The organism is Rahnella perminowiae (assembly GCF_019049695.1).
GTDB classification, from domain to species: Bacteria; Pseudomonadota; Gammaproteobacteria; order Enterobacterales; family Enterobacteriaceae; genus Rahnella; species Rahnella perminowiae.
Map to the genome: position 1 here is coordinate 260,948 of NZ_JAFMOT010000187.1, position 26,014 is coordinate 286,961.

Consider the following 26,014-nt stretch of genomic DNA (forward strand, 5'->3'; position numbering starts at 1 on the left):
TCAATCACACACATTTAATAACATTTTTAACAAACGAACTATTTATCTTTACATTCTATTTTCATTTATCCTTAGCAGGTTAACGATTATCCCGATGCCACCCGACTGCCCTGGCAGAGTGCGTCCGGACCTTAAAGTGATATGTACAAACAGGGAACATAAATGAGCAAAAAAACCTTGCCCGGCGTGACCCGCAGACAAATTCTCTCATTCACGGCCGCCTCCGCAGTATTGGGTGCAGCCAAAGCCGCAAATGCGGTGACGCTCAAAGGCACGCCCGTGTGGAGCCCCTTTGACGCCAGCCCGCCGCCGCACATCGAGACCGATGGCTGGGTGTTCTTCACCGAAGCCGAAGCCGCCGCCATGGAAGCCATTGTTGACCGTCTGGTGCCCGCCGATGATCTGAGCGTGGGCGGTAAAGACGCCGGATGCGCGGTATTTATTGACCGCCAGCTGGCCGGATTCTACGGCACCGCCTCCCGGCTTTATATGCAAGGCCCTTTCCAGGATGGCACGCCGGAACAAGGCGATCAGTCGTCGCTGGTTCCGCAACAGCGCTACCGTCTTGGCCTGGCCGCATTAGATAAATACACCCGGTCACAGCATCAGAAGTTATTCAAAGATCTGCCCGGTGAGCAGCAGGATCACATCCTGTCAGGTCTCGAGAGCGGAAAAATTGCCCTTGAAGGGATCGACTCTAAAATGTTCTTTGCCATTGCACTGAAGAACACGATGGAAGGTTTCTTTGCTGACCCGATTTACGGCGGTAACCGCAATATGGTGTCGTGGAAAATGCTGGGCTTCCCCGGCGCACGTTACGACTACCGCGACTATATCGGCAAGCACAATCAGAAACTCGATCTCGAACCGCTGAGTATTTCCGGCGGTGACGCATGGAAAATAAAAAGCTAAGGGCAGAACACGATTATGGCAAAAAAATTACCTAAAACCGACGTCGTGGTGATCGGGCTCGGCTGGGCAGGTTCGATCATCGCCAATGAGTTGTGCGACGAAGGGCTGAATGTGGTGGCGATTGAACGCGGCCCGTGGCGTGATACCGCCCGTGACTTTAACGTGTCTACGGTGACAGATGAGTTACGCTACAGCTCCCGGCAGGAACTGATGTTACGTACCCGCCAGAACACCATTACCATCCGCAACAACCCGGCGCAAACCGCGTTGCCGATGCGCGAATGGGGTTCTTTTCACCCGGGAAATGGCACCGGCGGCGCAGGCAACCACTGGGCGGGGATTACTTTCCGCTTTCAGCCGGATGAATTCCGCCTGAAAAGTCATCTGACCGAGCGTTACGGCGCTAACGCCATCCCGGAAGAGTTGGTTCTGCAAGACTGGGGCACCGACTGGGATGAAATGGAACCGCATTACGCCTCTTTCGAGCGTCTGGCCGGGGTTTCCGGTAAAGCCAGCAACGTCAAAGGGGAACATCATGAAGGCGGTAACCCGTATGAAGGGATGCGCTCGATTGAATATCCGACCCGCCCGCTCGATCAGCCCTATGGCCCGACATTGTTTGCTGAAGCGGCGCGCAATATGGGTTACAAAGCGTTCCCGGTGCCCTCCTCCCTGATTTCCGAGCCTTATACTAACCCGCTCGGGGTGAAAATGGGGCCGTGCACCTTCTGCGGTTTCTGCACAAACTTCGGCTGCGCGAACTACTCCAAGGCCAGCGCCATCACCACCGTATTACCGGCGCTGATCCGCAAGGAGAATTTCGAAGCCCGCACTAACTGTGAAGTGATGCAGGTGCTGACCGACTCTACCGGCAAACGCGCCACGGGCGTGGTCTATATCGATTCTTCGGGCGATGAATGGGAACAACCGGCTGACCTGGTGATTGTGAGTGCGTTTACCTTCGAAAACGTCCGCCTGATGCTACTTTCCGGCATCGGCAAACCCTATGATCCGGTCACGTTAAGCGGCACCACTGGCCGTAATTATGCCTATCAGACCGCGAACGGCGTACAGCTCTTCTTTGATGACAAAAACTTTAACCCGTTCATCGGCGCAGGCGCGGTTGGAATGGGCATCGATGATTTCAATAACGATAACTTTGACCACAGCGGCCTGGGCTTCTTTGGCGGTGGCAGTATCCGCGTAACGCCCATCGGCGGAGCGCCCATCGGCTACCGCCCTGTTCCGCCGGGAACGCCGAAATGGGGCAGCGAATGGAAAAAAGCCACAGTCGCCAACTATCTCAGTTCGATGTCGATCGGTTGTGAAGCCAGTAGCTACACCACTAAAACCAACTATCTGTCGCTTGATCCGAACTATAAAGACCGTCTGGGGCGTCCGCTGCTGCGCGTCACTTTTGACTTCCCGGCAAATGACCTGAAAATGGCCGCCTATTGCACCGGTAAAGTAGCCGAAATCGCCAAGGCGATGAATCCTCGTCAATTGGTGGCCACCCCGATGAAAGGTCACTGGAACGGTACGCCGTATCAGTCTTCGCACGTCGTCGGCGGGTTTGTGATGGGTGCGGATCCGTCCACGAGTTCGGTGAATAAACATCTGCAGGTCTGGGATGTGCCTAATCTGTTTGTGGTCGGCGCGTCTGCCTTTCCGCAAAACCCGGGCTATAACCCGACCGGAACCGTCGGCGCACTGGCGTTTAAAGCCGCCCATGCAATCCGTAACTACTATCTGAAAAAACCGGGAGAGATGATCGCATGAAAAAGTTAACGTCATTCTCACTCGGTTTAGTGGCTTTGAGCATCAGCGGACTGAGCCACGCGGCGGGCGATGGCTCTTTCGAACAGGTTGAACGGGGGCGTTACCTGGCGACCCTGGGCGACTGCGCCGCCTGTCATACCGCCTCCACGCCGGACGCCAAACCTTTTGCCGGCGGGGTGCCGATTGAAACGCCATTTGGCCGTTTAGTGGGCGCAAACATTACACCGGATACGCAAACCGGTATCGGCAGATGGAGTTTCGATGATTTCCAGCGCGCAATGTCGGAGGGCATCGGTCACGGCGGAAAACGTCTTTACGGCGCGATGCCGTTCACGGCGTACACGAAAGTGACACGCGAAGATAACGCCGCCATCTGGGCGTATCTGCAAACTCTGCAACCGGTGCATAATGAAATTGAAACCAACCAGTTGCCCTTCCCGTTCAACGTGCGTACCAGTCTGATGGGCTGGAACTGGCTGAACTTCAACAAAGGCGAATTTAAACCGCAGATGGATAAGTCGGCCCAATGGAATCGCGGTGCTTACATCGTTGAAGGTCTGGGACACTGCGGTACCTGTCATACGCCGAAGAACCTGCTCGGCGGCGACAAAGACAGTGAATTCCTGCAAGGGACCGTGATAGAAGGCTGGGTCGCGCCGGATATCACCAGCAACAAACACACCGGTGTCGGTAACTGGACGCAGGAAGATCTGATGCAATATCTGAAAACCGGTTCTAACCGTTTCGATATTGCTTCCGGTCCGATGGCGGAAGAAGTCACCAATTCGTCCCGTCACTGGACGGATGATGATCTTAAGGCCGTGGCGGTTTATCTGAAAGACAGCGGACATGACAGCGGTAACAACGCCCCTGAGCCAGTAAAAGCTGACGATAAGGCGATGATAGCTGGCAAGAATATTTATGCTGATCGTTGTTCTGCCTGCCATACCCCAACCGGTATGGGCCAGGAAGGTTTGTTCCCTCGTCTGGCCGATTCACCGCTTATCAACCAGACCGACGCTACTTCACTTATGCGCGTAGTACTGGCGGGCAGCCGTCCTGTGGCAACGGACAGCAAACCGACCGCGCCATCAATGCCATCGTTTGATGCCACCATGAGCGATGCCGATGTGGCTAATGTGCTGACGTATATCCGTAACAGCTGGGGAAATGCCGCCGCGCCGGTTTCTGCCTCAGACGTGAAAGACTTACGCGCAGAACTGAAAAAATAAGCGGAAAGCCTGAAAACATAAAGGCCGCGAAAGCGGTCTTTTTCATGAATGCAGCCGGGGAAATCAATGCCGGGGAGGCATCTGCATAATCTGGACTAACAAATGATCATTATTCTGGCTTAACTGCACCAGGTGTTTGCATTCTACTTTTATTGCTGTGAGTTGTTCTTCCGTCAGCGAGTAAGGCAGATTGATATCAATACTGTACATATTTTGCTGCTCAGCCAGTTCTATCAGCCGGACAATATTGGTCTCGTCGCTGACCTGGGTGGAAACCACCTGTAAGGCCAGTGCACGCAAAGCTTCCTGCCTGGATTTTTCTTTTTTCGAACGGGATTTCAGAACCATACCAAAAAATGGCATCACGCCATAAATAGCATCAACAAAACTCCATTTCTTTTTGCAGGATGCGGACAAGTATTCCATATAGTCAAAGGATACTTTTTGACTGCGCGCATCGGGTACCAGGCGGTTTTCATTCATCCCCTCTTCCTCTTCCTGGTCAGGGTCAATCAATTATTTAATCAATGTATAACGCCGAAGATATTCATCTATATAATGGCATAATTCACTGACACTTTGCCAGTCGCTTGCGGTGCTTTGCGTAACGGAAACTGACAACGGCAATATTTCAGAATTTGACCAAAGTATTTTGCGGTTATGGAAAATACCGCGCAAAACTGACATGTTCTATTACGCTAGCACGATAGCGTCGCCCTGCGGGTCACGTTATGCTAATCACCGGATTTCTTAAAGCAGCAAGCCAATGAATAAAATCGTTTTTGTTGAAGATGATGCAGAAGTCGGCAACCTGATCGCCGCCTATCTGGGTAAACATGATATTGACGTGCTGGTTGAACCACGTGGCGATACCGCGCAGGCACGTATTGAAAAAGAAAAACCCGATCTGGTTCTGCTCGACATCATGTTGCCGGGCAAAGATGGCATGACACTGTGCCGGGATTTACGGCCGGTGTTCCCCGGTCCGATTGTGTTGCTTACGTCGCTCGACAGCGACATGAACCACATTTTATCGCTGGAAATGGGGGCCAACGATTACATTCTGAAAACGACGCCACCGGCGGTGCTTCTGGCCCGTTTGCGGCTGCATTTACGTCAGAGTCCGGCGCAGAATACCCAAAATGAACAACCGGTTCAGACACTCCGCAGTGGCAATGCCCTGCATTTCGGTCAGTTGTGCATCGACCCGGTTAACCGTGAAGTGACGCTGGTGGATGAAACGATAGTGCTTTCTACTTCCGACTTTGATTTATTGTGGGAACTGGCGACACACGCAGGGCGCATTATGGATCGCGAAGCACTGCTGAAAAACCTTCGCGGGGTCAGCTATGACGGATTGGATCGTAGCATTGATGTCGCGATTTCCCGCCTGCGCCGCAAACTGTACGACAACACTCTGGAGCCCTTTCGCATCAAAACCGTACGCAATAAAGGCTATCTGTTTGCTCCCAATGCCTGGGAGACCTTGCAGGAATGAAAAAGCTTTTCATTCAGTTCTTTCTGTTACTGCTGGTCTGTTTTCTGGTAATGGCGATGCTGGTCGGGCTGGTTTACAAAGTCACCGCAGAACGCACCGGCCGTCAGTCCATGAACGATTTGATGAAAAGCTCGCTCTACCTGATGCGTAGTGAGCTGCGGGAAATTCCGATAAAAGACTGGAACAAGACCATCAATACGCTGGATCTGAATCTGTCTTTCAAACTGCATATCGAGCCGCTAGGTAAACGCAAACTCAGTCCCGCACTGGATCAGCGTCTTAAAGATGGCGAAATTATTGCGCTCGATGACGAATATACCTTTATTCAGCGTGTGCCGCGCAGCCATTACGTACTGGTCGTTGGCCCTATTCCGTACCTGTTTTATATGCACGAAATGCGGCTGCTGGATCTGGGGTTGCTGATCTTCATCGGTTTATCGCTGGCCCTGCCGGTATTTCTGTGGATGCGCCCACACTGGCAGGATTTGCTGCGGCTGGAGAATTCCGCGCTGCGCCTCGGTAACGGTCATCTCGACGAACGTATTGATTTTGATTCGACATCCAGCCTCAACCGGCTGGGCGTTGCCTTTAACCAGATGGCAGACAACATCAGCACCCTGGTTGCCAGTAAAAAACTTCTGATTGACGGCATCGCCCATGAACTGCGTACGCCGCTGGTGCGCCTGCGTTACCGGCTGGCAATCAGTGAAAATCTGCCGGAGTCGGAACAAAACGCCATTAACCGCGATATCGGCCAGCTTGAAGCGCTGATCGACGAATTGCTCACTTATGCACGCCTGGACCGTCCGCAGGTGGCACTTAATCTGGAAAAAGTTAATCTGGCCGAATGGCTGGAAGACAAAGTCGATGATTTCCGGCTGATCACCGCGCGCACGATCCTTTATGACGCGCCGCAAAATACCGATTTCGGCGGCGTGGATTTACGCCTGATGGAACGTGTGCTCGACAATCTGGTCAACAATGGTCTGCGTTATTCTCAGGAGACATTGCGCGTCAGCCTGTGGCTCGACGGTGAACTGGCCTGCCTGCAGGTGGAAGACGACGGGCCGGGCATCCCGCCGGAAGAACGGACCCGCATCTTTGAGCCCTTTGTTCGCCTTGATCCGAGCCGCGACCGCGCCACCGGCGGCTGCGGGCTGGGGCTGGCAATCGTCCATTCCATCGCCGTCGCTTATCAGGGGCGGGTTGCTGTTGACGGCAGCCCGCTCGGCGGTGCCAGCCTGCGTTTCAGCTGGCCGGTAAAACCCACATTCAACCTGGCTGCAGAACAGCCTAATAACGAAAATCAGGAAGGGAGCCACAATGACCAGCGCCTATAAAAAATTACACGATACCTTCGCCCGCTTGTCCCGCTTTGGCCATTTATCGGCGATTGCAGGCTGGGATGCAGCAGCCATGATGCCTCCGGAAGGCGGCCAGGCCCGCTCGGAAGCGCTGGCCGAGCTGAGCGTGCTGACGCATCAGATCCTCACCGCGAAGCAGGTTGGTGAATGGCTGGAACAGGCTGGCGGCGAACAGCTTAATGACCTGGAACAGGCCAATCTGCGTGAAATGCGCCGTCATTATCAGCAGGCCGCTTTACTGCCGGAAAGCCTGGTTCAGGCCAAATCGCTGGCAGGCGCACGTTGTGAACAGGCGTGGCGTATCCAGCGTAAATCGAATGACTGGGAAGGCTTCTCAGAAAATCTCAAAAAAGTGGTGAAACTGAGCCGTCAGGAGGCGCAGTTACGCGCTGAGGCCGCGGGCATAAGCCGCTATGATGCCCTGCTCGATTTATACGAACCGGGCATGACCTCGCAGAAACTGGATGTGCTGTTTGGCGATCTCAAAACCTGGCTGCCGGATCTGTTACAAACCGTGGTCGAAAAGCAAAAAACGGAGACACGCATTGCGCCACAGGGGCCCTTTGACATCGAAAAACAGCGCCAGCTGGGTCTGAAAGTGATGGGCAAACTGGGCTTTAATTTCGATGCCGGTCGTCTGGATGTCAGCGCGCACCCGTTCTGCGGCGGTGTCCCGCAGGATGTGCGTATCACCACCCGTTACAACGAAAATGAATTCCTCAGCGCCATGATGGGCGTTATCCATGAAACCGGTCATGCACGTTACGAGCAAAATCTGCCAAAAGAATGGCTGGGCCAGCCGGTTTCCAACGCCCGTTCAATGGGAGTACACGAATCTCAAAGCCTGCTGTTTGAAATGCAACTGGGTTGCAGTGAGCCGTTCCTGAAATCTGTCTATCCGCTGGTTATCGAACAATTCGGCCATCGCGAAGGACTGGACGAAAGCAACTTTATGAAGCTGAACCAGCGCGTCCAGCCGGGCTTTATCCGGGTTGACGCCGATGAACTGAGCTATCCGGCGCACGTCATCCTGCGTTATGAAATCGAAAAAGCGCTGATGGAAGGTGAAATTGAAGTGGATGATATCCCGGCCCTGTGGAACAGAAAGATGAAGGAATATCTGGGCATCGATACCGTTGGCAACTACCGCGACGGCTGTATGCAGGATATCCACTGGACCGACGGCGGCTTCGGTTACTTCCCGACCTACACCCTGGGCGCGATGTACGCTGCACAACTGTTCCGGACTGCCAACAAAGCCATACCCACGTTGCAGGATGATATTGTCCGTGGCGACCTGACAGCGCTGTTCCAGTGGCTGCAACAGAATATCTGGCAGCATGGCAGCCGGTTCACGACAGATCAGCTGATGAAAAACGCGACAGGCGAAACGCTGAACCCGGCATTCTTCCGGGCGCATCTGGAAGGGCGATACTTGTAGGCGGAGGGAGTGGCCTTAAGGTCAAAGTCAAGACCGTGGGTTGCCACCCAAACCGGCCTTAAGGTCGTGGGCGTCGGCCCACACCGACTTGGGGGCGGCTTATCGCCGTCGCCCCCAAGACCCCCAGGCTCTTTTACTGCGCGCTCCGCTCGCTGGCTATGTTTCAGAAACATCTGTGACAGGCTGGAAATCTTGCCGCTACGCGGTGCCTTCTCTCGGTCTTCGAGCCATAGGTCTCGAAGCCGCTCCGTTCAGCAAGATTTCTGAATCGCCCGCAGCTTTTTAAAAAATAAAGAGAGTGAGGTTGTGAAGTAGAAGCCTGAGGCCGGTTCCAAAATCACGCCGGAGAGAGAGGTGGAAAACCGCGCATCTTTTTGCGCGGGTTGTAACCCGAACGAAGGGAATCGCGCAGCGGCGGGGTTTTGCGGCTATCACTGCGGCTGATGAAACATAGTCTCCAGCAAAGCGCGCAGTGAAAAAGCGTGGAGTCCAGAGGCCCGCGCGTTACCGGGTCTCTGGTCGGTGTGGGCCGACGCCCACGGTTTTGAAGTTGAATTTGAAGTTGAAAGACTATCTTATTGATTTTCCTAAAACCCCTCCTTTGTACATTCCGTTACACGCCGAAACCAATCACTCACGGACAACCTGACCTGACACGCCTAGTATTCCTCATACCGGCCCCGCAGTGGGGTGGACACTTAAACAAAAATTCTGAGGAATTAAAGATGAAAAAAGTATTAGCTCTGGTTGTAGCCGCTGCAATGGGTCTGTCTTCTGTCGCTTTCGCTGCTGAAACTACTGCAGCTCCGGCACCTGCTGCTGCAGCAACTACCGCTGCTCCGGCACCGGCTGCCAAGCACGTGACTAAGCACAAGACTCACAAGAAAGTCGCCCAGAAAGCGCAGGCTGCTAAAAAACACAAAAAACACGCTAAGAAAGCAGCTCCGGTAGCTCAGAAAGCGCAAGCGGCTAAAAAACATGTGAAACACGCTAAGAAAGCAGCTCCTGTAGCTCAGAAAGCGCAGGCTGCTAAAAAACACGTGAAACACGCTAAAAAAGCGGCTCCTGTAGCTCAGAAAGCGCAGGCTGCTAAAAAACACGTAAAACACGCTAAAAAAGCTGCACCGGCTGCAAAAGCAACACCAGCAGCATAAGTAGTCAGTAAGAAGTCTTTGTGAGCGTATCTACTCACCATTATCAAGACTGATGATTTAACACCCGGTTCGCCGGGTGTTTTTTTCTCCGGTTTTCTATCTTGAGGTACTGATGGAAGATGCTGCGCCGCTATCTGTTCGAAATCACCCTGTGCTCTCTGATCCTTTGCGGACTGATCACCCTGTTCTTCTACTTCTGAAGTACCCCGCGATGACGCCCGTCATCGGCTCAAAAGGCTGAGTTACCGGACAAATATATCCACCACGAAATATAACCGTCTATAATCGTTCCATAATAACGGCTTCCTGGGTTCTCCCTGTTTTCAAGGTCAGAATGTTATGCGCATCGCGTTACCGCTGTTTTTGTGCTTTTTCTGTTTTACCGCCAGTCCCCTCGTACATGCAGACTCTCCTGATGATGCAGATTCCGACACACCTTCAATCAGTTTGAAAGAAAAAACAGCCCTATTCTTTGGCCACGATCAACGCATACCGGTGGCCGCTGCGGCGCACTGGCCATGGCAGGCCATCGGGCAAATTGAAACCGAGAGCGGCAATTTATGCACTGCAACCCTCATTTCTAAACATCTTGTCCTCACGGCAGGCCACTGTGTGCTGGCACCTCCGGGTAAAATAGACAAAGTTGTGGCACTGCGATTCATTTCTCATCATCAGAAATGGCGATATCAGATCACCGCATTACAAACGCTGGTCGATCCGAAATTGGGCAAGAAGCTGAAAGCCGATGGCGATGGCTGGATTGTTCCGCCTAAGGCGGCGCCGTTTGATTTTGCACTGGTTCGCCTGACGGATGAACAGCTGGCATTGCCGATTAAACCCCTGCCATTGTGGGAAGGCACACGCGACGATCTGACCGCTCTGCTAAAACAGGAAGGCAGAAAAGTGACTCAGGCAGGATACCCGGAAGATCATCTGGATGATTTGTACGTCCATCAGGATTGTCTGATCACCGGATGGGCACAGCCAGGCGTGTTATCGCACCGCTGCGATACTTTGCCGGGAGACAGTGGCTCACCACTGTTGCTGAAAAACGCCGATGGCTGGTCGCTGGTCGCAATTCAAAGCTCCGCGCCGGCAGCAAAAGACCGGTATCTGGCCGATAACCGCGCACTGGCCGTTCCGGCTATCCGCGATGCCCTGAATACCCTTTCTTCAGGGATAATCAGCGCGAGTACTGCGGTAACGATGCCCGCTCAGTAACCGTAAGCATCACCATTTCAGAACATAAAAAAACCGCCTTTGTGTGTATAAGGCGGTTTCTTAGTGTTGAGAACCCGTTAAATCAGTTGCTCCATCGTCTGCAAAATCCTTTTATCCGAGATGGGATACGGGGTACCCAGTTGCTGGGCAAAGTAGCTGACACGCAATTCTTCAATCATCCAGCGCACTTCTTTCACTTCCTCACTTTGCTGACGTACCGGCGGCAATTTATTGAACCACTGCTGCCATTGCTGCTGGATGTGTTCTACTTTCAACATCTGCGCACGGTCGCGGTGAGGGTCCATGGCCAGTTTGTCCATCCTGCGCTCAATCGCCTGCAAATAACGCAGCGTATCCGGCAACCGTTTCCAGCCATTTTGTGTCACGAATCCACGATAAATCAGCCCGGACATCTGCGCCTTGATATCTGAAAGCGCCAGTGCCAGGGTGATATCAATTCGTCCTTTCAGCCGTTTATTAATGTTGAATACTGTCGTCAGGATCTGTTCCACCTGAATGGCGATTTGCACCACCGTATCATTCAGATTTGCGCGAACATGCTCATGTAATTTGGCAAAATCTTCTTCGCGCCACACCAGCCCGCCGGACTCTGCAATCAGTTTGTCGATGCCGCACGAAATGCAGTCGTCAATCAGATCCAGCACTTTACCGTACGGGTTAAAATACAATCCCAGTTTGGCTTTGTTCGGCAACTTCTCGTGCAGGTATTTGACGGGCGAAGGAATGTTCAGCAACAGCAAACGCCGCATCCCGCTGAGCATGGCCTGCTGCTGTTCCAGTTCACTGTCGAACAGGCGGATTGCCACGCTGTCCTTTTCATCGACAATCGCCGGATAAGCCTTCACTTCATAGCCGCCGCGCTTTTGTTCATAGCGTTCCGGCAACGTGCCAAAGCTCCAGACATGCAGATCGCGCTGTTCGATGCCGTCATCAGCCACCGCAGAAAGCGTTTGCTGCACCTGCTCTTTCAGACCCGATTTCAGCGCAGTGAGATCCTTACCCTCACGAAGTGTTTTGTTTTTATCATCGACGATGCGGAACGTCATTTTGAGATGATCCGGGACCTGATCCCATTGCCAGCTTTCCCGTGACACTGTCACGCCGCTCATCTTACGCAGTTCTTTTTCCATCGCATCCAGCAACGGCATCTCAAACGGTTTGATGCGCCCGAGCAAGGCATCGGCGTAATTTGGTGCAGGCACAAAGTTACGACGAACCGGTTTTGGCAGCGATTTGATCAGCGCCATAATCAGATCACGGCGGATCCCCGGAATTTGCCAGTCGAAACCTTCCTCACTCACCTGATTGAGCAGAGGTAAAGGAATATGTACGGTCACGCCATCAGCATCGGTACCTGGCTCAAACTGGTACGTAATACGCAGCTTGAGGTTACCCTGATGCCAGAAATTCGGGTAATCGTGGGCGCTGATATTGCCCGCACCCTCTTTAATCAGCATACTTTTTTCAAAGTTCAGGCTGTCCTGCGGCTGCGTTTTCCACCAGGTATCAAAGTGACGCGCCGATACTACTTCCTGCCCGATGCGTTGTTCGTAGAACAGGAAGAGAGTCTCGTCATCGACCAGAATATCGCGACGGCGGGATTTATGTTCCAGCTCTTCCACTTCGGTACGCAGGCGCAGGTTAGCGCGGAAGAACGCATGACGCGTTTGCCAGTCGCCTTCCACCAGTGCATGACGGATAAACAGTTCGCGCGAGACTACCGGATCGATGGTGCCGTAATTCACCCGACGCGCCGCCACAATCGGCAGTCCGTAGAGTGTCACTTTCTCCGTTGCCATCACAGCGCCCTGCGCTTTTTCCCAGTGCGGCTCACTGTAACTGCTTTTCGCCAGATGCCTGGCCAGCGGCTCGATCCATTCCGGTTCGATTCGTGCGGCAATGCGCCCCCACAGACGACTGGTTTCCACCAGTTCGGCCACCATCACCCATTTCGGTGGCTTTTTGAATAATCCGGAGCCCGGGAAGACGGCAAAACGGGCATTGCGCGCACCGGTATATTCCTGTTTATCGGCATCTTTCTGGCCGATATGCGACAGCAAACCGGTCAGCAATGCACAGTGGATTTCACGGTATTCGGCGGGTGTGCTGTTAACCGGCAGTCCCAGTTCTTTCACTCCCTGCCGCAGCTGGGTATAAATATCCTGCCATTCGCGCACGCGCAAATAATTGAGGAAATCGCTGCGGCACAACTTGCGGAACTGTGCTGAAGACAGCTCTTTTTGCTGCACTTTCAGATAATCCCACAAATTCACAAATGCCAGGAAATCAGAATCTTTATCAGCAAAACGGCGATGTTTTTCATCAGACGCCTGCTGTTTATCCATCGGGCGTTCACGCGGATCCTGAATCGACAGCGCGGCGGTAATGATCATCACTTCGCGTACGCAGCCATTTTTCTGTGCTTCCAGCACCATGCGGGCCAGACGCGGATCCACCGGCAGTTGCGCCAGCTGACGCCCCAGCGGCGTCAGCGTATAGCGGCCATCGACAGCACTGTTAATGGCGTTCAGCTCTTCCAGCAGACGTACGCCGTCCTGAATATTGCGTTTATCCGGCGCTTCAACAAACGGGAACGCAGCGATATCACCGAGACCCAGCGACGTCATTTGTAAAATGACGGAAGCCAGATTGGTGCGCAGGATTTCAGGATCGGTAAATTCCGGGCGCGACAGGAAATCCTGCTCAGAATACAGGCGAATACAGATACCTTCAGAAACGCGTCCGCAACGGCCTTTACGCTGGTTAGCGGAAGCCTGCGAAACCGGCTCAATCGGCAGGCGCTGCACTTTAGTGCGGAAACTGTAACGGTTGATACGCGCGGTGCCAGGATCAATGACATATTTAATGCCCGGCACGGTCAGCGAGGTTTCGGCAACGTTGGTCGCCAGCACGATACGGCGGCCGGAATGCGACTGGAATACGCGGTTCTGTTCGCTGTTCGACAGCCGTGCATACAGCGGCAAAATCTCCGTGTGCGGCAAATCGAGCCGGTTCAGTGCATCGGCAGTATCACGAATTTCACGTTCACCGCTCATGAATATCAGAATGTCGCCCATGCTTTCACGACCCAGTTCATCGACTGCGTCGAAAATCGCCTGCAACTGATCACGATCCACATCATCTGCGTCATCCACAATCGGACGATAACGCACGTCAACCGGATAAGTCCGGCCGGAGACTTCAATGACCGGCGCATGATTAAAATGACGTGAAAACCGCTGAGGATCGATGGTCGCCGAGGTAATAATAACTTTCAGATCCGGGCGTTTGGGCAGCAACTGGCGCAGATAACCGAGAATAAAGTCGATGTTCAGGCTGCGCTCATGCGCTTCATCGATGATCAGCGTGTCGTACTGCATCAGCATGCGATCTTGCTGGATTTCAGCCAGCAAAATGCCGTCGGTCATCAGCTTAACGAGGGTGTTTTCACTGACCTGATCGTTAAATCGCACTTTATAACCGACCGTGTTACCCAGCGTGGTATCCAGCTCGTCAGCAATACGGTTGGCCACGGTACGCGCGGCCAGACGACGCGGCTGGGTATGACCAATCACGCCTTTGATACCGCGCCCGAGTTCCATACAGATTTTAGGGATCTGCGTGGTTTTACCGGAACCGGTTTCACCCGCCACAATCACCACCTGATGATCACGGATGGCGTTATAAATATCGTCTTTCTTCTGACTGACCGGCAGGTTTTCCGGGTAGCTGATTTTTGGCCGCGAGGCTTCACGGGCGCTGACTTTCTTCAGGCTCTCGTTGATGGCAGTCTGGATCTCAGCACGTAACGCATCGAGTGCTTCGGGTTTATCAATCTTTCTGGCACCCTGCAAACGACGTTGCAGGCGTTGCCGGTCACGTAGCATCAGCCCGTCTAACTGCGCTGATAGTGCCGCGAGCGGTGATTTCACGTTCACAATTCCTTGTTGCATGTCAGCCGGAGGACATGGGCCGCCACCGGCTGAATCTGAATGGGTGATGAGGAAGGTTTATGCCTTACCTGCTTGCGTCTATGTTAACACAAGGGATTGAACATGCTGAAAACAGGCGTGCGATGCCTGGATTTTAAGTTGTTCAAAAAAATCGATGATAGGTCTCTAAATATTGCGCTATCACTGAATAAGCTTTGTGAATAAAGTAAGTTCCATTCCGGGGACATCGTGGTTATAAAAACCAACACCCTATGTATCACACCGTTAAGGAACTCACTAATGAGCAAAATACTCGTTCTGAAATCAAGCATTCTGGCTAACTTCTCTCAGTCAAACCAGCTGGCCGATTACCTGGTTGCGCAGTATCAGGCTGCAAACAGCGGTTCTGCCGTAACAGTTCGTGACCTGGCTGCTGATCCGATCCCGGTACTTGACGGTGAACTGGTTGGCGCACTGCGTCCATCCGATGCTCCGCTGACACCACGTCAGGAAGAAGCCCTGGCGCTGTCCAATACCCTGATTGAAGAATTGCAGGCGCATGACGTGATCGTGATCGCGGCACCGATGTACAACTTCAACATTCCTACCCAGCTGAAAAACTATTTTGATCTGGTGGCACGTGCCGGTGTGACCTTCAAATACACCGAGAAAGGCCCGGAAGGCCTGGTGAAAGGTAAACGTGTTATCGTTCTGACCAGCCGTGGTGGCATCCATAAAGACACCCCGAGTGACCTGGTTGCGCCATACCTGTCGCTGTTCCTGGGCTTCCTGGGCATGAGCGACGTAGAGTTCGTTTACGCGGAAGGCATCGCATACGGTCCTGAAGTCGCCACAAAAGCGCAGGCTGATGCGAAAACAGCAATCGATGCCGCTATCAAAGAACTGTCTGCCGCATAATTATCGTTATCACAATCTGAGCACCCATTCACTTAAGAATCTGTCCGTTCCGCTCAGATGATGTTGTGATAAAGCTATTGCGCGCTGAAAGGCGCGCTTTTTTTTGCCCTGTGTTTCCCCCGTTTACTTTTGCAACCACTGCCCGTTGATGCCCCGGACATATTCGCCCTTACCGGCTCTGGCGACCAGTTTTTGCCCGGCCAGTTTAGCCACATCCTCGGTGCTGACGTTGTTGTCCCGCGCAACTTGGGTGTATTGCTGCTTGCGGGCGTCGTTGATTTTTACAGTCAGTGCGACACTTTCCGGGTCCTGTTTAAGCGGAGCCAGATAGCCAGACAGCGTTTCACCCACGCGCCCCTGCTGTTTGGCTTCACTGAGCGTTAACGCGAATGCCTGGCTGCAAAACAGTAATCCGCTGATCAGCCACATCAGGCTGATTTTTTTGATGCCGTTCTTTTTGATAAATAGCCCGGACATACGTGCTCCTAGAATAAATCACTTTGATTTTTCAGCAGATCTTCCACATCTTTATCCACTTTAATATGAATTTCGTGTTCAATTTTCACGTTCATGTTGATGGTGATCGGCTCTTTCGGCGCGGCCAGTTCGATACGTGGCACACAGCCGCTGAGCATCATTACGCAAAGCACCATGCCCGGGCCGACAAGTCGCAATTTCATTGTTCCTTCCTCACTGTTGGATCCTTTTTCTGTCCCGCTGCGGGCGGACGTTTTGACAGCGCATCAGCAGGCAAAGACATCTGCTGTTGCAGCCACTCCTGAAGATTGTCGCCAAAACGCAAACTGCGCCAAAGCTGATAGATATTTTCCTCATGGGAATAATTGAGGACGATTTCACGTTTTTCTTTGTTGCCACCGTGCGTCGTGTCGGTGTAATTCACGCCGTCAACTTTGGCCTTCATGGTCAGCACACCAAGATTATCCAGGCTGACCCGCGCATCGGAACGGCTGATTTCCAGATACCGCAGCAGGCCAATTACCATACTATTGGCGAAATTACCGCTGGCCATGGCATCGGCAAACTGCGGATCGAGGCGCAGCGTCAGGCTGCCGTCGTTTTTGATCCAGCCGTTATGAATGATCCATTGCGGATTTTCCACATACAGCGGCAGCTCACCATAAATCACCCCCGACATCGCCAGTTGCTTAGGCTTAAGCGCCGTAAACAGTTCGCTGAGATTGATTTTTTCGAGCTTCAGCACTGCCGCATCATGTTGCGGCATGCGCAGCGCCGACAGGCTGAGATGGCCGCGCAACATATCAACGCCCAGATTGCTCAGGGTCAGCGGCGATTGTTCACTCCACGGATAATGCCCCTGTAAATCGGCCGTCACGTTCTGCATTTTGACCAGATTATTCACTTCGCCGATACGCAGCGTCACCGGCTTTTTCACGCCAAGCTGCCAGACCTGGTCCTGAAGGCGGTACGGCAGGCTGAAATCCAGCCCGCTCAGGTCGCCGTCTTTCATCCAGAAGCCACCGTTTTTCACCACCCAGTGGCCACCGGCCACAAACCCCTGACCACGGGCAGCCGAAAAAGCCGACTGTGCGTAGAAGGTTCCTTCACGTAATTTGATGTTCAGATCGGGTGTGAGCAGCGTCTGGAATGCCGTCAGTTGTTGTTTCGGCCACCAGCCTTCACCGCGCAGCCTTTCGCCGTCCCAGCGTCCGTTGAGTCGGATCGGGCCGATCGGTTTGGCATCCAGCATCCCGCGCATCATGAAACTGTCCGGACTGTCGCCACTGAGCTGTAACGCCAGCGTGGCAGGCGGCAGGTAGCCTCCGTTCGCCAGCGAAATCTTCCGGGCCACCAGCCTGATGTCCCCCTTAAACGCCGTCGGCATATCAGGATACTGCGGTTTGAAGCGGGCGGAGGGCGGACGTTTCCAGAGCAAAGGGTGTACAAGCGTAAGACGTGGGGCATCGACATCCACCAGCCCGTAATGCAGACGGTCAAATCCGGTCGAGAGCGAATTAATGCTGATCAGATTATCATGCCACTGGCCTTTGCCGGACATGTCCCAGCGGCCATTGAGTGGCGGCAGATGGCCATTGCCCCAGTAATTGAAATTCCACAGTCCGACATCAGGCCAGAATGCCAGCGACTTGCCGCTGAGATGCAGATCAAACGCGCCCCAGAAACGGTGACGGGCTTTCAGGATCGCCTGTAACGGCCCGCTCACGCCCTCTGCGGACACTTTGACCCCTGCCAGCGGCCATCGCGCATCGCTGATGGTCAGTTCCGGCGTCGGCTTACCCCATGCACGTAACAGCGAACCGCTGCGCAACGAAAGCGTCGGATTCAGCAGCGATCCGCTGAGCTGACCGGGCAATGACGCACTCAGGGACGTGGCCTGGAGATTTGCCTGACCGGTCAGGCGAAAGCCTACATCGCTGTCGAGTAAACCAATGCGTCCCGGCCCGAGTGTCAGTACCACGTTGGCCTTGCCGTTGTGGCCCTGCGTCAGCACGTTCAGCCGGGCGGTGATGTTGGTCTGATCAAACGCCGGTGACCAGTCGCTGAGCGTCAGGTTTACGCCCCCGGCCAGCGGTTGCGTCGCATAAGGCCAGCGCCATTGTCCCTGCGTAATCTGTAATTCGTTATTGTTGAGTTTCCACGGCAGCATCGCCAGAGGCTTATCGCTGCCCTTTTCGGCCAGCGTCAGTATGCCTTCGGTCGCCTGCCAGCTCAGCGTAATATCCAGCGGCTGAGGCACTTGTGCCGTCTGCATTTCGGCATGCAGTTCGCCGGATTCAGGCAACTGATCGAGATTCGCCGGAAGCAGCAGTTTACCGCTGAGCATCACCGGCTGCGGGCTGCCCGGCGGTGTCAGGCTGAATGAACGGATGGCAAGCTGAAGGTTGCCGTCAAGTTCGGCCTCAAGTTTCAGGGCATCGCCGCTGACCGACAGATGCTGTACGCCGTCAAGATTGGTGATCTGAACATTGGCGGCGTAACGTTGCCACGGCGTTACGGAAAGCTGACCAATGCTGACGCTGCCGGCAGGCAGCATGTTTTGAATGTCTGAGAGGGAAAACGTTGTCTGACTGTCGTTTTTGGGCAGTTTTGCCAGACAGGCGGTGTCGACCGTCAGTGCATCGAGCTTCAGCGACCAGCGACCGGTGTCGTGACTAAGACGGGCATTTCGCGCCGTTGCAAGGGTGCAGTCGCCGGCCAGATAGCGCAGGCCCGGCAATTGCAGATTACCGCCGGACCAGCGCGGCGTCCCCTTCAGCACCAGTTGTGTTCCGCCAGGCAGCCAGTGGCTGGCGATAACCGGTAACCAGCGCGGCACAGTTTTCCATAACACCCACAGCAGCAGCGCCATAATCACCACTATACTCAGGAGTATCTGCGCGCCTTTCTTTAGTCCGTTCCTCATGACTTGCCTTGTCTTATGCTTCACTAAAAGGTCTAAACGCCCGCAAGATATCATAATTAGCGTAATAACTGATGACAGGAATGCCAGGACGCCTGAATCAAATAGCACAGGATAAATTGTCTGCCTTCCTGCGCTCTGCTAGTTTGGTAACATATTGCGAATAGTTTCTGAAACTGTTTATTCCTTATAAAACATGCAGAAAGCATTTCGCCAGAGATTCAAACTCACTGCGGAGAAACACCATGAAAGTGGCTGTCTACAGTACTAAAAATTACGACCGGAAATATCTGGAACTGGTCAACGAACACTATGGCTATCAACTGGAATTTTTCGATTTTTTGCTGACCCCGCAAACGGCGAAAACGGCGGTAGGTGCCGATGCAGTCTGCCTTTTCGTTAATGACGATGGCAGCCGCGAAGTATTGCAGGAACTGGCGTCTTTGGGGATAAAAACGCTGGCCCTGCGTTGCGCAGGTTTTAACAATGTCGATTTAGACGCCGCGAAAGAACTGGGGATTTCCGTTGTCCGCGTACCGGCCTATTCGCCGGAAGCGGTGGCCGAGCATGCAGTGGGTATGATGATGTGTCTTAACCGCCACATTCATCGCGCTTATCAGCGCACACGTGAAGCCAACTTCTCGCTGGAAGGCCTGATCGGTTTTAATATGTATCAGCGCACCGCAGGTATTATCGGTACGGGTAAAATTGGCGTGGCTACGATGCGTATCCTGAAAGGTTTCGGCATGCGCATTCTGGCGTTTGATCCGTATCCAAGCCCGCTGGCACTGGAGCTCGGTGCGGAATATGTTGATCTGGATACGCTGTATGCAGAATCTGATGTCATTTCCCTGCACTGCCCGCTGACGCCGGAAAATCATCATCTGCTCAACGCAGAAGCGTTCTCTAAAATGAAGGACGGTGTGATGATCGTCAACACCAGCCGTGGCGGATTGCTGGATGCCACCGCCGCTATCGATGCCCTGAAAAAGCAAAAAATCGGCGCGCTGGGTATGGACGTTTACGAGAATGAACGCGATTTATTCTTCGAGGATAATTCTAATGAAGTGATCCTTGACGACGTTTTCCGCCGCCTGTCGTCCTGCCACAACGTGCTGTTCACCGGCCATCAGGCCTTCCTGACCAGCGACGCGCTGACCAGCATTTCAGAAACCACACTGATGAATATTGATCAGCTGGCGAAAGGGGTGGCCTGCCCGAATCTGCTCTGATCGCATTATCCGGTCAGGTGTCTGAGGCTCACTCAGGTGAGCCTTTTCTTTTAGCATTACTGCCGAAGCGCATTCAGCGACTCAGCACCCGGCTGATTTCCGTGCCGTAACCGGTGAGGGTCAGCACGTCATCAGCCAGCGTGACCGAGGCAAATGGCAGGCTGCTTTCCCCGTCGACCATGCCTTTGAGGGTAATAAAATCCGTATTATCCACACGGTCGTAGCCACCCCGGTGATCGTGGCCGGCGAAGTAAGCACGAACGTCGTAACGGCACAGCAATTCCACCAGCGTTTCGCAATTCCACAAGTTGTGGCTGTTAACCGGTGTCAGCGGGTAATGACCGAAAACCAGTACGGCCTCGCGCTGCTCACGCGCTTCATGCAGATTTTTCTCAATCCATTCAAATTGTTTCCGCCCGACAGCACCGTTCCACGGCTGCGCCTGTGACTGCTGGCATTCGGTCAGTTCTGCCAGCATATATTCCGCTAACTGACGGTCATCGCCATTGGCGTGGTTGCAGTACAAACTGACGTCGTTACCGTCGATGATCAGGAAACGATAACCCGGCAAACTGAAGGAATAATAACTTTTCGGTAAGCCGATGGCCGGTTTCTGCGCCCCGAGATGCTCGGAAATAACCTGTGCGTCGTGGTTGCCGATCACCGCCGCATGCGGGTGACGAAGCGCGTCATAACGGGCAAGAACGGCCTGAAAACTGCTCCAGTCTCTGTCCACCAGATCGCCAAGGGTGACGACAAAATCGAGTTTGAGATCATTAAGCTCATTGATGGCGGTGGCCAGTTTATTCAGGCTGTTGCGGTAGTAACGGATTTTCTCTGGTTCAGCATCGGCGTATTGCGGGTCAGCAATCAGCCCGAAGCGCAGCCTTGCGCCATTGACCAGCGCGTCGTGGACTTCCGGCAACTGATAGAGCGAACTGACATTGCCCAGTGCCTGTTCCTGCCGTTCAGATAATAAAGGGGATAACATGGACACGGTCATAATATTCTCCTGTCGGGATCTTACCGGATCCCTGCCCGCATAAAGGATTGAACAAACTGACGCTGAAATATCAGAAACAGTACCAGCAGCGGTAACACCGTCATCAGGGTGGCGGCGCTGATCAGCGCCCATTGCACGCCCTGCTCCGGCGCGGAAAATAACTGCAATCCGACCGTGACCGGCCGCACTTTGACTGAATCGGTGATCACTAACGGCCAGAGGAAATCGTTCCAGTGGAAGCTGACAGATACCAGCGCGAAGGCGACGTAGATCGGTTTCGCCAGCGGAATGTAGATTTTGCGCAGGATATAAAACCGGCTGGCACCTTCCACCACCGCCGCTTCTTCCAGTACCAGCGGGATACTTTTAAACGTCTGGCGCAGCAGGAAAATGGCAAACGCCGAGGCAAAATACGGCAGCGCGATGCCCGCCAGCGTATCGCGCAACCCGAGCGCACCAATGGTTTTGTAGTTATTCAGGATCAGCACATCGGGGCTTATCATCAGTTGCAGCAGGATCAGCGCGAAGATAAACCCGGCACCTTTGAGTTTAAACCGCACCAGGGCATACGCTGCCAGTGTTGCCAGAATCAGCTGACAGACCACAATCATCAGCACCAGCAAGGTGGTATTCATAAAGTAGCGGGCAAACGGTGCCGCCTGCCAGGCATTAATGAAATTCTGCAAAGTGAGCGGCGCAAACAGTGAAAAACTGCCCTGCACCGATGCCGGATGAATAGCTACCCAGACCGCGACCAGCACCGGTAAAAACCACAGTAACGCCGCCAGCCAGATAGTAAAATTCAGGATCAGACGGCTGAAAGAAAATGGTTTCACTGATAGTGCGTCCTTTTATCCAGCAGGTTGAATTTAATCAGCGCGATAACGGCCAGGATCACCAGCAGTACCACAGTCATTGCCGACGCGGCCGGTAAATCCCAGTAACTGAATGCCGTGCGGTAAATGTAAAACAGCAGCAAGCTGGTGCTGTTGTCGGGTCCGCCGTTGGTCATCGCAATCACCTGATCGACAATCCTGAAGGCATTCATCGAGGCGTTGATCAGCACGAATAATGTGGTCGGCATCAGCAATGGCCACTGCACCCGCCGGAAGAAATAGCGGCGCGATGCCCCTTCGATTTGTGCCGCTTCAGCCAGTCGCGGGTCGATTTGCTGTAATGCGGCCAGATAGAAAATCATGAAGAATCCGGCCTCACGCCAGACTGAAACCGCCATCAGGCTGTAAAGTGCCGTACCCGGCTCGCCCAGCCAGTTGACCGCTGGCAACGAAAACAACGCCAGCATTTTGTTAAGCAAACCGAGCTGAGGCGTATAGAAAAACAGCCACAGATTGGCAATCGCCACCATCGGTAACAGCGAAGGAATAAAGAAAGCGGCGCGGGTCAGTGCATTCCCCCGCAGACGGCGGTTTACCGCCAGCGCCATCAGCAGCGCAAGCGCGACGGACAGCGGAATGGTGATCAGGGCGTACAGTAAATTATTGCGTAATGACAACATAAACACATCGTCATCGAGCAGCGCACGGTAGTTATCCAGTCCGACAAACTGCGCCGGATGCCCGCTGCGGGCAGCGCTGAACAGGCTTTCCCATACCGTTGCCAGCGCCGGATAGTGGGTAAATAACAGCAGAAATCCTAAAGCAGGCAACACCAACAGATAGCCATAAAGTTGTAATGACAACCCGCGTGTGCGGGTGGCCGGAAGGACCGCGTGAAATGTGCTCATGCTGTTCCTTTTTATCCTTACTGATAAGGTTTCAGCAGCCGGTCAGCCTGTTTCTGCGCCGAACTCAGCGCCTCGGCTGGCGTTTTTGCCTGCGTGACGGCAGCTTCAATCGCGTGGTTCATCAGTTCCTGGATTTGCACACTGTTATAAGTTGAAAGTTCCGGCTGTGAATATTTCAGCTGTTCGCGGGCCACCAGTGCCTGCGGAACCTGTTTCACATAATCCTGCATGACCGGGGTTTCCCACGCGGCAGGCGATGTCGCGACATACCCGGTGGCGATGCTCCAGCGCGCGGCCTGCTCCGGAGCGGAAACCCAGCGGATAAACGTCAGCGCCGCTTTCTGTTGTTCCGGCGTAGTGTTTTTGAAGACGTAAAGATTGCCACCGCCGGTCGGGCTGCCACGCTGCGTTTTCTCCGGTAGCATCGCTACGCCGAACGGGAATTTGGCATTTTCACGCACGGTAGTCAGGTTGCCGGTGGTCGTGACCATCATCGCGGTTTTACCGTCGATAAAGTCCTGCGGCGTGGTGCCCCAGGCAATAGTACCTTTCGGTGAAACCGCTTCCTTCTGCGCCAGATCAGTCAGCCATTGCAGGGCTTCTACGTTGGCTGGCGTGTCGAAAGTCACCGCCGTACCTTTACCATTATCCAGATGGCCGCCGTTGGTGGCTGCAATCCCCTGGAAATTCCAGTAACCGTTTGGGGTGGAAGGAATTTCAATGCCCCACTGCTTCACCTGAGAACCGTCATGCACGACCAGTTTTTTACCGAAATCGACCACCTGCTGCCAGCTGGCAGGCGGTGTGTCGCCATTCAGACCGGCCTTCTCAAACGCCTGTTTATTCCAGTACAACACGACCGTCGAACGCTGGAATGGAATGCTCCACACTTTGCCCTGAATATGGCGGATAAAGGCCGGATAAAAGCCGTCGATCCATTGTTTGCCGTCCGCGTCATTCGCCAGATCGCTGACTGGCAAAATCGCGCCCGCGTCGATCAGGGAATATGCTTCGATATCGCCGATTACCGCGATTTGCGGAGCATTGCCGCCACGAAATGCAGTAAGCGCTTTGGTGACCGTCGTGGCGTAATCACCGGTATAGACCGGCTGAATGCTGATATCAGGATGCGTTTTCTGGAAATCTTCCACCAGCGTATCCACCGTGTGACTGATTTTCCCACCGACAGCAATCGGGTAATACATTTGGAGTTTCACCGGATCTGCTGCAAAAGCAGAGGTGCTGGTGATGAGCAGAACGGCGGTAGCAAGACGTGAAAAACGGTGAACAATAGACATAATTTTCCCTTCGGCAATAGGCGTTGTATGAGTCAGAAAAATAAATAACTGCAAAAAATGACAACTACACGGCAACTCTCTGATCTGACTGCAAACAGGATTGCTCAGCGTGGAAGCAGCGTTTTCCGTCTGCTGTGATGAAAAAATATTGTGCGCCCGTGGTCCATTGCAGCCCGATTCTCTGGCCGTCGGCAAAACGTTTCATGCCCGCAACTTTCACTGTCAGCAGCGCCGGATAGCCGGTCAGTGCGCAGGCCACCAGGGTATCTGCCCCCATGTATTCATGGCTGACCACCTGCGCGGTCAAACTGGCGTGTTCAGGCGAAATCAGCTGAATATCTTCGGCTCGCAGACCAAGACTCAGATCGTTTTCATTAAAGTTTTCCACCACGGGCAACGGCGTACCGGCAAGATAGTGATGCTGCCCGCGGCGTTCGAGCGGCAGAATATTCATCGGCGGCGCGCCAATAAATTGCGCGGCAAAAATACTGGTCGGGTTGTTGTAAAGGTTATCCGGCGTGTCGTGCTGTTCAATACAGCCGTCGTTGAGCAGGATGATTTTGTCGGCCATGCTCATCGCTTCTGTCTGATCGTGGGTGACATATAACAAGGTCAGGCCGAGCTTTTTCTGAATTGCACGGATTTCGCGGCGCATACTCTGGCGCAGTTTGGCATCAAGATTAGACAGCGGCTCATCCATCAGGCACAGCCTGTTATTGGCAATCACCGCCCTGCCCAGCGCCACGCGCTGTTGCTGACCACCGGAAAGCTGCGCAGGTAACCTGTCGAGCAGAGGTTCCAGTTCCATCAGCTTGCTGACATCCGCCAGCCGCGTCGCAAAATGCCGCTTGTCTTCACCGCGTGCGCGCAATCCGAATAGCAGATTTTCGCGAACATTCATGTGCGGGAATAATGCATAAGACTGGAACACCATCGACAGCTTGCGCTGAGAAGGCGTCAGCGTGGTGACATCAGATTGCTGAAAATATAACGTGCCGCTTTCTGCTGTTTCCAGCCCGGCAATGGTCCGTAGTAATGTCGATTTTCCGCAGCCTGAGGGGCCGAGTAAGGCAATAAAATCACCCTCTTCCACATCAAAGCTGATGTCATTGAGTGCAATTTTTGTTCCCCAGGATTTCCGGATATGACGGAGTGATAAAAAGCTCATGCCGCGATGCATCTCTCTGAACCATGATGGGCATAACCTAGCGGGCTAAAATGACGTTTTTATGATGGGAAGATGACGGGATAAAGACAGGTAAGGTTTTAAGCTCCTTCCCCTTCGCAGGCGAGGGAGTTAAGGGCTTAAAATTCTCATTCATTCACGCTATAATGCTTCAGAAAATATCGCATAAGTCAGTTGAATGTATCGACATGGCAAGCGCCAAAGGAATATTTCTCAGGAGAGAAGATGAAAAAGTCACTGTTTGTTCTGGCCGCCGCAATAACTCTGGGGGCTTGCAGCATGAATCAGAACACTGGCGTTAAACAGACTGATCTGCAGCATCACCGTTTTGAGTTGCTGAGCGTAGATGGGCAGACTGTCCCTGCTGCGCAAGGACGCATTCCGGAAATTGAATTTGGCTCAGACATGCACATATCCGGCAAAATGTGTAATAACTTCATGGGTCAGGGTCAGTTGCATAATAATGTACTGACCGTAAAAGGGCTCGCATCCACCATGATGTTATGCCCGGATGAAAACCTGAATAAATGGGATCATGTGATCAGTGATGTGCTCAATAACGGTGCGGCGCTCACCTTGCAGGATAGCAAGCTGACCCTCACCCAGGGCAAACACCAGTTGGTTTATCGTTTGAAAGACCGGATGTAAACGGGCAATTTGCTGCCGCGTTAAATGCAAA

At 53.4% G+C, this 26,014-nt stretch carries 22 protein-coding genes; 12 read left to right on the forward strand and 10 right to left on the reverse strand.

Features of this window, described 5'->3' with window-relative positions; all coding sequences use genetic code 11:
- The first annotated feature begins 162 nt into the window (after positions 1-162).
- From J1781_RS22850 to J1781_RS22860, 3 genes are read left to right on the forward strand one after another with little or no spacing between them, the layout of a single operon-like run.
- Positions 163-912 (forward strand): gluconate 2-dehydrogenase subunit 3 family protein, encoded by a 750-nt coding sequence (locus J1781_RS22850; RefSeq protein ID WP_129990769.1) that lies wholly within the window; start codon positions 163-165, stop codon positions 910-912.
- A gap of 15 nt (positions 913-927) precedes the next feature.
- On the forward strand, positions 928-2,691 hold the full coding sequence (locus J1781_RS22855; protein ID WP_129951194.1) for a GMC family oxidoreductase: 1,764 nt from the start codon (positions 928-930) through the stop codon (positions 2,689-2,691).
- Positions 2,688-3,923 carry a c-type cytochrome gene (locus J1781_RS22860; protein ID WP_217220249.1) on the forward strand — a complete coding sequence of 412 codons (1,236 nt, stop codon included), beginning with the start codon at positions 2,688-2,690 and terminating at the stop codon, positions 3,921-3,923. Before J1781_RS22855 ends, J1781_RS22860 begins: the two co-directional genes overlap by 4 nt.
- A gap of 63 nt (positions 3,924-3,986) precedes the next feature.
- On the opposite strand, the gene J1781_RS22865 is transcribed toward J1781_RS22860, so the two are convergent.
- Positions 3,987-4,406: a hypothetical protein gene (locus J1781_RS22865; RefSeq protein WP_129951192.1), complete on the reverse strand. Its 420-nt coding sequence runs from the start codon at positions 4,404-4,406 to the stop codon at positions 3,987-3,989.
- Positions 4,407-4,689: 283 nt separating this feature from the next.
- Between J1781_RS22865 and rstA the strand changes: the two genes are divergently transcribed.
- From rstA to J1781_RS22890, 6 genes are all read left to right on the forward strand, one after another.
- On the forward strand, positions 4,690-5,421 hold the full coding sequence (gene rstA / locus J1781_RS22870) for a two-component system response regulator RstA (protein ID WP_129951191.1): 732 nt from the start codon (positions 4,690-4,692) through the stop codon (positions 5,419-5,421).
- Positions 5,418-6,761, forward strand: coding sequence for a two-component system sensor histidine kinase RstB (rstB, locus tag J1781_RS22875; RefSeq protein ID WP_129951190.1), 1,344 nt, complete (start codon positions 5,418-5,420; stop codon positions 6,759-6,761). Before rstA ends, rstB begins: the two co-directional genes overlap by 4 nt.
- Entirely contained in the window at positions 6,745-8,226 is a 1,482-nt protein-coding gene (locus J1781_RS22880) for a carboxypeptidase M32 (RefSeq protein ID WP_217220250.1), read from the forward strand. The genes rstB and J1781_RS22880 overlap by 17 nt, the downstream gene beginning before the upstream one ends.
- A gap of 725 nt (positions 8,227-8,951) precedes the next feature.
- The gene (asr, locus tag J1781_RS22885) at positions 8,952-9,380 is read left to right on the forward strand and encodes an acid resistance repetitive basic protein Asr (RefSeq protein ID WP_129951188.1); all 429 of its coding nucleotides are present in this window, start codon (positions 8,952-8,954) and stop codon (positions 9,378-9,380) included.
- 119 nt (positions 9,381-9,499) lie between these two features.
- The gene (gene ydgU / locus J1781_RS26570) at positions 9,500-9,580 is read left to right on the forward strand and encodes a small membrane protein YdgU (RefSeq protein WP_455567028.1); all 81 of its coding nucleotides are present in this window, start codon (positions 9,500-9,502) and stop codon (positions 9,578-9,580) included.
- A 139-nt stretch (positions 9,581-9,719) separates the two neighbouring features.
- A complete protein-coding gene (locus tag J1781_RS22890) occupies positions 9,720-10,601 on the forward strand; it encodes a trypsin-like serine peptidase (protein WP_129990772.1) in 882 nt (293 codons plus the stop codon).
- A gap of 77 nt (positions 10,602-10,678) precedes the next feature.
- Here the strand turns inward: J1781_RS22890 and hrpA are convergent, their stop codons facing one another.
- Positions 10,679-14,554: an ATP-dependent RNA helicase HrpA gene (gene hrpA / locus J1781_RS22895; protein ID WP_217234249.1), complete on the reverse strand. Its 3,876-nt coding sequence runs from the start codon at positions 14,552-14,554 to the stop codon at positions 10,679-10,681.
- A 300-nt stretch (positions 14,555-14,854) separates the two neighbouring features.
- Between hrpA and J1781_RS22900 the strand changes: the two genes are divergently transcribed.
- Positions 14,855-15,472: an FMN-dependent NADH-azoreductase gene (locus tag J1781_RS22900; protein ID WP_129951185.1), complete on the forward strand. Its 618-nt coding sequence runs from the start codon at positions 14,855-14,857 to the stop codon at positions 15,470-15,472.
- 123 nt (positions 15,473-15,595) lie between these two features.
- Here J1781_RS22900 and J1781_RS22905 read toward each other — a convergent pair whose 3' ends face one another.
- Genes J1781_RS22905 through J1781_RS22915 form a run of 3 tightly spaced genes read right to left on the reverse strand, consistent with a single transcriptional unit; the run spans position 15,596 to position 18,875 of the window.
- Positions 15,596-15,949: a YdbL family probable chaperone protein gene (locus J1781_RS22905; protein ID WP_408004165.1), complete on the reverse strand. Its 354-nt coding sequence runs from the start codon at positions 15,947-15,949 to the stop codon at positions 15,596-15,598.
- An 8-nt stretch (positions 15,950-15,957) separates the two neighbouring features.
- Positions 15,958-16,152: a YnbE family lipoprotein gene (locus tag J1781_RS22910; protein ID WP_129951184.1), complete on the reverse strand. Its 195-nt coding sequence runs from the start codon at positions 16,150-16,152 to the stop codon at positions 15,958-15,960.
- A complete protein-coding gene (locus J1781_RS22915) occupies positions 16,149-18,875 on the reverse strand; it encodes a YdbH family protein (protein ID WP_217159426.1) in 2,727 nt (908 codons plus the stop codon). The genes J1781_RS22910 and J1781_RS22915 overlap by 4 nt, the downstream gene beginning before the upstream one ends.
- Before the next feature lie 242 nt (positions 18,876-19,117).
- Between J1781_RS22915 and J1781_RS22920 the strand changes: the two genes are divergently transcribed.
- Positions 19,118-20,104: a 2-hydroxyacid dehydrogenase gene (locus tag J1781_RS22920; RefSeq protein ID WP_129951182.1), complete on the forward strand. Its 987-nt coding sequence runs from the start codon at positions 19,118-19,120 to the stop codon at positions 20,102-20,104.
- Positions 20,105-20,177: 73 nt separating this feature from the next.
- On the opposite strand, the gene J1781_RS22925 is transcribed toward J1781_RS22920, so the two are convergent.
- From J1781_RS22925 to J1781_RS22945, 5 genes are all read right to left on the reverse strand, one after another.
- Complete coding sequence (locus J1781_RS22925; protein WP_217234250.1) at positions 20,178-21,107, reverse strand: metallophosphoesterase; 930 nt, start codon at positions 21,105-21,107, stop codon at positions 20,178-20,180.
- A 20-nt stretch (positions 21,108-21,127) separates the two neighbouring features.
- Positions 21,128-21,943, reverse strand: a complete 816-nt coding sequence (locus tag J1781_RS22930; RefSeq protein ID WP_217138592.1) for a carbohydrate ABC transporter permease — start codon at positions 21,941-21,943, stop codon at positions 21,128-21,130.
- Positions 21,940-22,851 (reverse strand): carbohydrate ABC transporter permease, encoded by a 912-nt coding sequence (locus tag J1781_RS22935; RefSeq protein ID WP_129951179.1) that lies wholly within the window; start codon positions 22,849-22,851, stop codon positions 21,940-21,942. The genes J1781_RS22930 and J1781_RS22935 overlap by 4 nt, the downstream gene beginning before the upstream one ends.
- A gap of 17 nt (positions 22,852-22,868) precedes the next feature.
- Positions 22,869-24,149 carry an ABC transporter substrate-binding protein gene (locus J1781_RS22940; protein ID WP_129990777.1) on the reverse strand — a complete coding sequence of 427 codons (1,281 nt, stop codon included), beginning with the start codon at positions 24,147-24,149 and terminating at the stop codon, positions 22,869-22,871.
- A 64-nt stretch (positions 24,150-24,213) separates the two neighbouring features.
- Entirely contained in the window at positions 24,214-25,317 is a 1,104-nt protein-coding gene (locus J1781_RS22945) for an ABC transporter ATP-binding protein (protein WP_129951177.1), read from the reverse strand.
- Between the two features lie 243 nt (positions 25,318-25,560).
- Between J1781_RS22945 and hslJ the strand changes: the two genes are divergently transcribed.
- Positions 25,561-25,983, forward strand: a complete 423-nt coding sequence (gene hslJ / locus J1781_RS22950) for a heat shock protein HslJ (protein WP_217138590.1) — start codon at positions 25,561-25,563, stop codon at positions 25,981-25,983.
- Positions 25,984-26,014 lie beyond the last annotated feature (31 nt).

Bases quoted from the DNA above. Each gene is read 5' to 3' on its own strand.
- J1781_RS22945 (WP_129951177.1), bottom strand. From the start codon at position 25,317: ATGAGCTTTTTATCACTCCGTCATATCCGGAAATCCTGGGGAACAAAA.
- rstA (WP_129951191.1), top strand. From the start codon at position 4,690: ATGAATAAAATCGTTTTTGTTGAAGATGATGCAGAAGTCGGCAACCTG.
- hslJ (WP_217138590.1), top strand. From the start codon at position 25,561: ATGAAAAAGTCACTGTTTGTTCTGGCCGCCGCAATAACTCTGGGGGCT.
- J1781_RS22910 (WP_129951184.1), bottom strand. From the start codon at position 16,152: ATGAAATTGCGACTTGTCGGCCCGGGCATGGTGCTTTGCGTAATGATG.
- rstB (WP_129951190.1), top strand. From the start codon at position 5,418: ATGAAAAAGCTTTTCATTCAGTTCTTTCTGTTACTGCTGGTCTGTTTT.
- J1781_RS22890 (WP_129990772.1), top strand. From the start codon at position 9,720: ATGCGCATCGCGTTACCGCTGTTTTTGTGCTTTTTCTGTTTTACCGCC.
- J1781_RS22900 (WP_129951185.1), top strand. From the start codon at position 14,855: ATGAGCAAAATACTCGTTCTGAAATCAAGCATTCTGGCTAACTTCTCT.
- J1781_RS22935 (WP_129951179.1), bottom strand. From the start codon at position 22,851: ATGAGCACATTTCACGCGGTCCTTCCGGCCACCCGCACACGCGGGTTG.
- asr (WP_129951188.1), top strand. From the start codon at position 8,952: ATGAAAAAAGTATTAGCTCTGGTTGTAGCCGCTGCAATGGGTCTGTCT.
- J1781_RS22855 (WP_129951194.1), top strand. From the start codon at position 928: ATGGCAAAAAAATTACCTAAAACCGACGTCGTGGTGATCGGGCTCGGC.
- J1781_RS22915 (WP_217159426.1), bottom strand. From the start codon at position 18,875: ATGAGGAACGGACTAAAGAAAGGCGCGCAGATACTCCTGAGTATAGTG.
- J1781_RS22905 (WP_408004165.1), bottom strand. From the start codon at position 15,949: ATGTCCGGGCTATTTATCAAAAAGAACGGCATCAAAAAAATCAGCCTG.
- J1781_RS22860 (WP_217220249.1), top strand. From the start codon at position 2,688: ATGAAAAAGTTAACGTCATTCTCACTCGGTTTAGTGGCTTTGAGCATC.
- J1781_RS22920 (WP_129951182.1), top strand. From the start codon at position 19,118: ATGAAAGTGGCTGTCTACAGTACTAAAAATTACGACCGGAAATATCTG.
- ydgU (WP_455567028.1), top strand. From the start codon at position 9,500: ATGCTGCGCCGCTATCTGTTCGAAATCACCCTGTGCTCTCTGATCCTT.
- J1781_RS22880 (WP_217220250.1), top strand. From the start codon at position 6,745: ATGACCAGCGCCTATAAAAAATTACACGATACCTTCGCCCGCTTGTCC.
- J1781_RS22940 (WP_129990777.1), bottom strand. From the start codon at position 24,149: ATGTCTATTGTTCACCGTTTTTCACGTCTTGCTACCGCCGTTCTGCTC.
- J1781_RS22865 (WP_129951192.1), bottom strand. From the start codon at position 4,406: ATGAATGAAAACCGCCTGGTACCCGATGCGCGCAGTCAAAAAGTATCC.
- J1781_RS22850 (WP_129990769.1), top strand. From the start codon at position 163: ATGAGCAAAAAAACCTTGCCCGGCGTGACCCGCAGACAAATTCTCTCA.
- J1781_RS22925 (WP_217234250.1), bottom strand. From the start codon at position 21,107: ATGACCGTGTCCATGTTATCCCCTTTATTATCTGAACGGCAGGAACAG.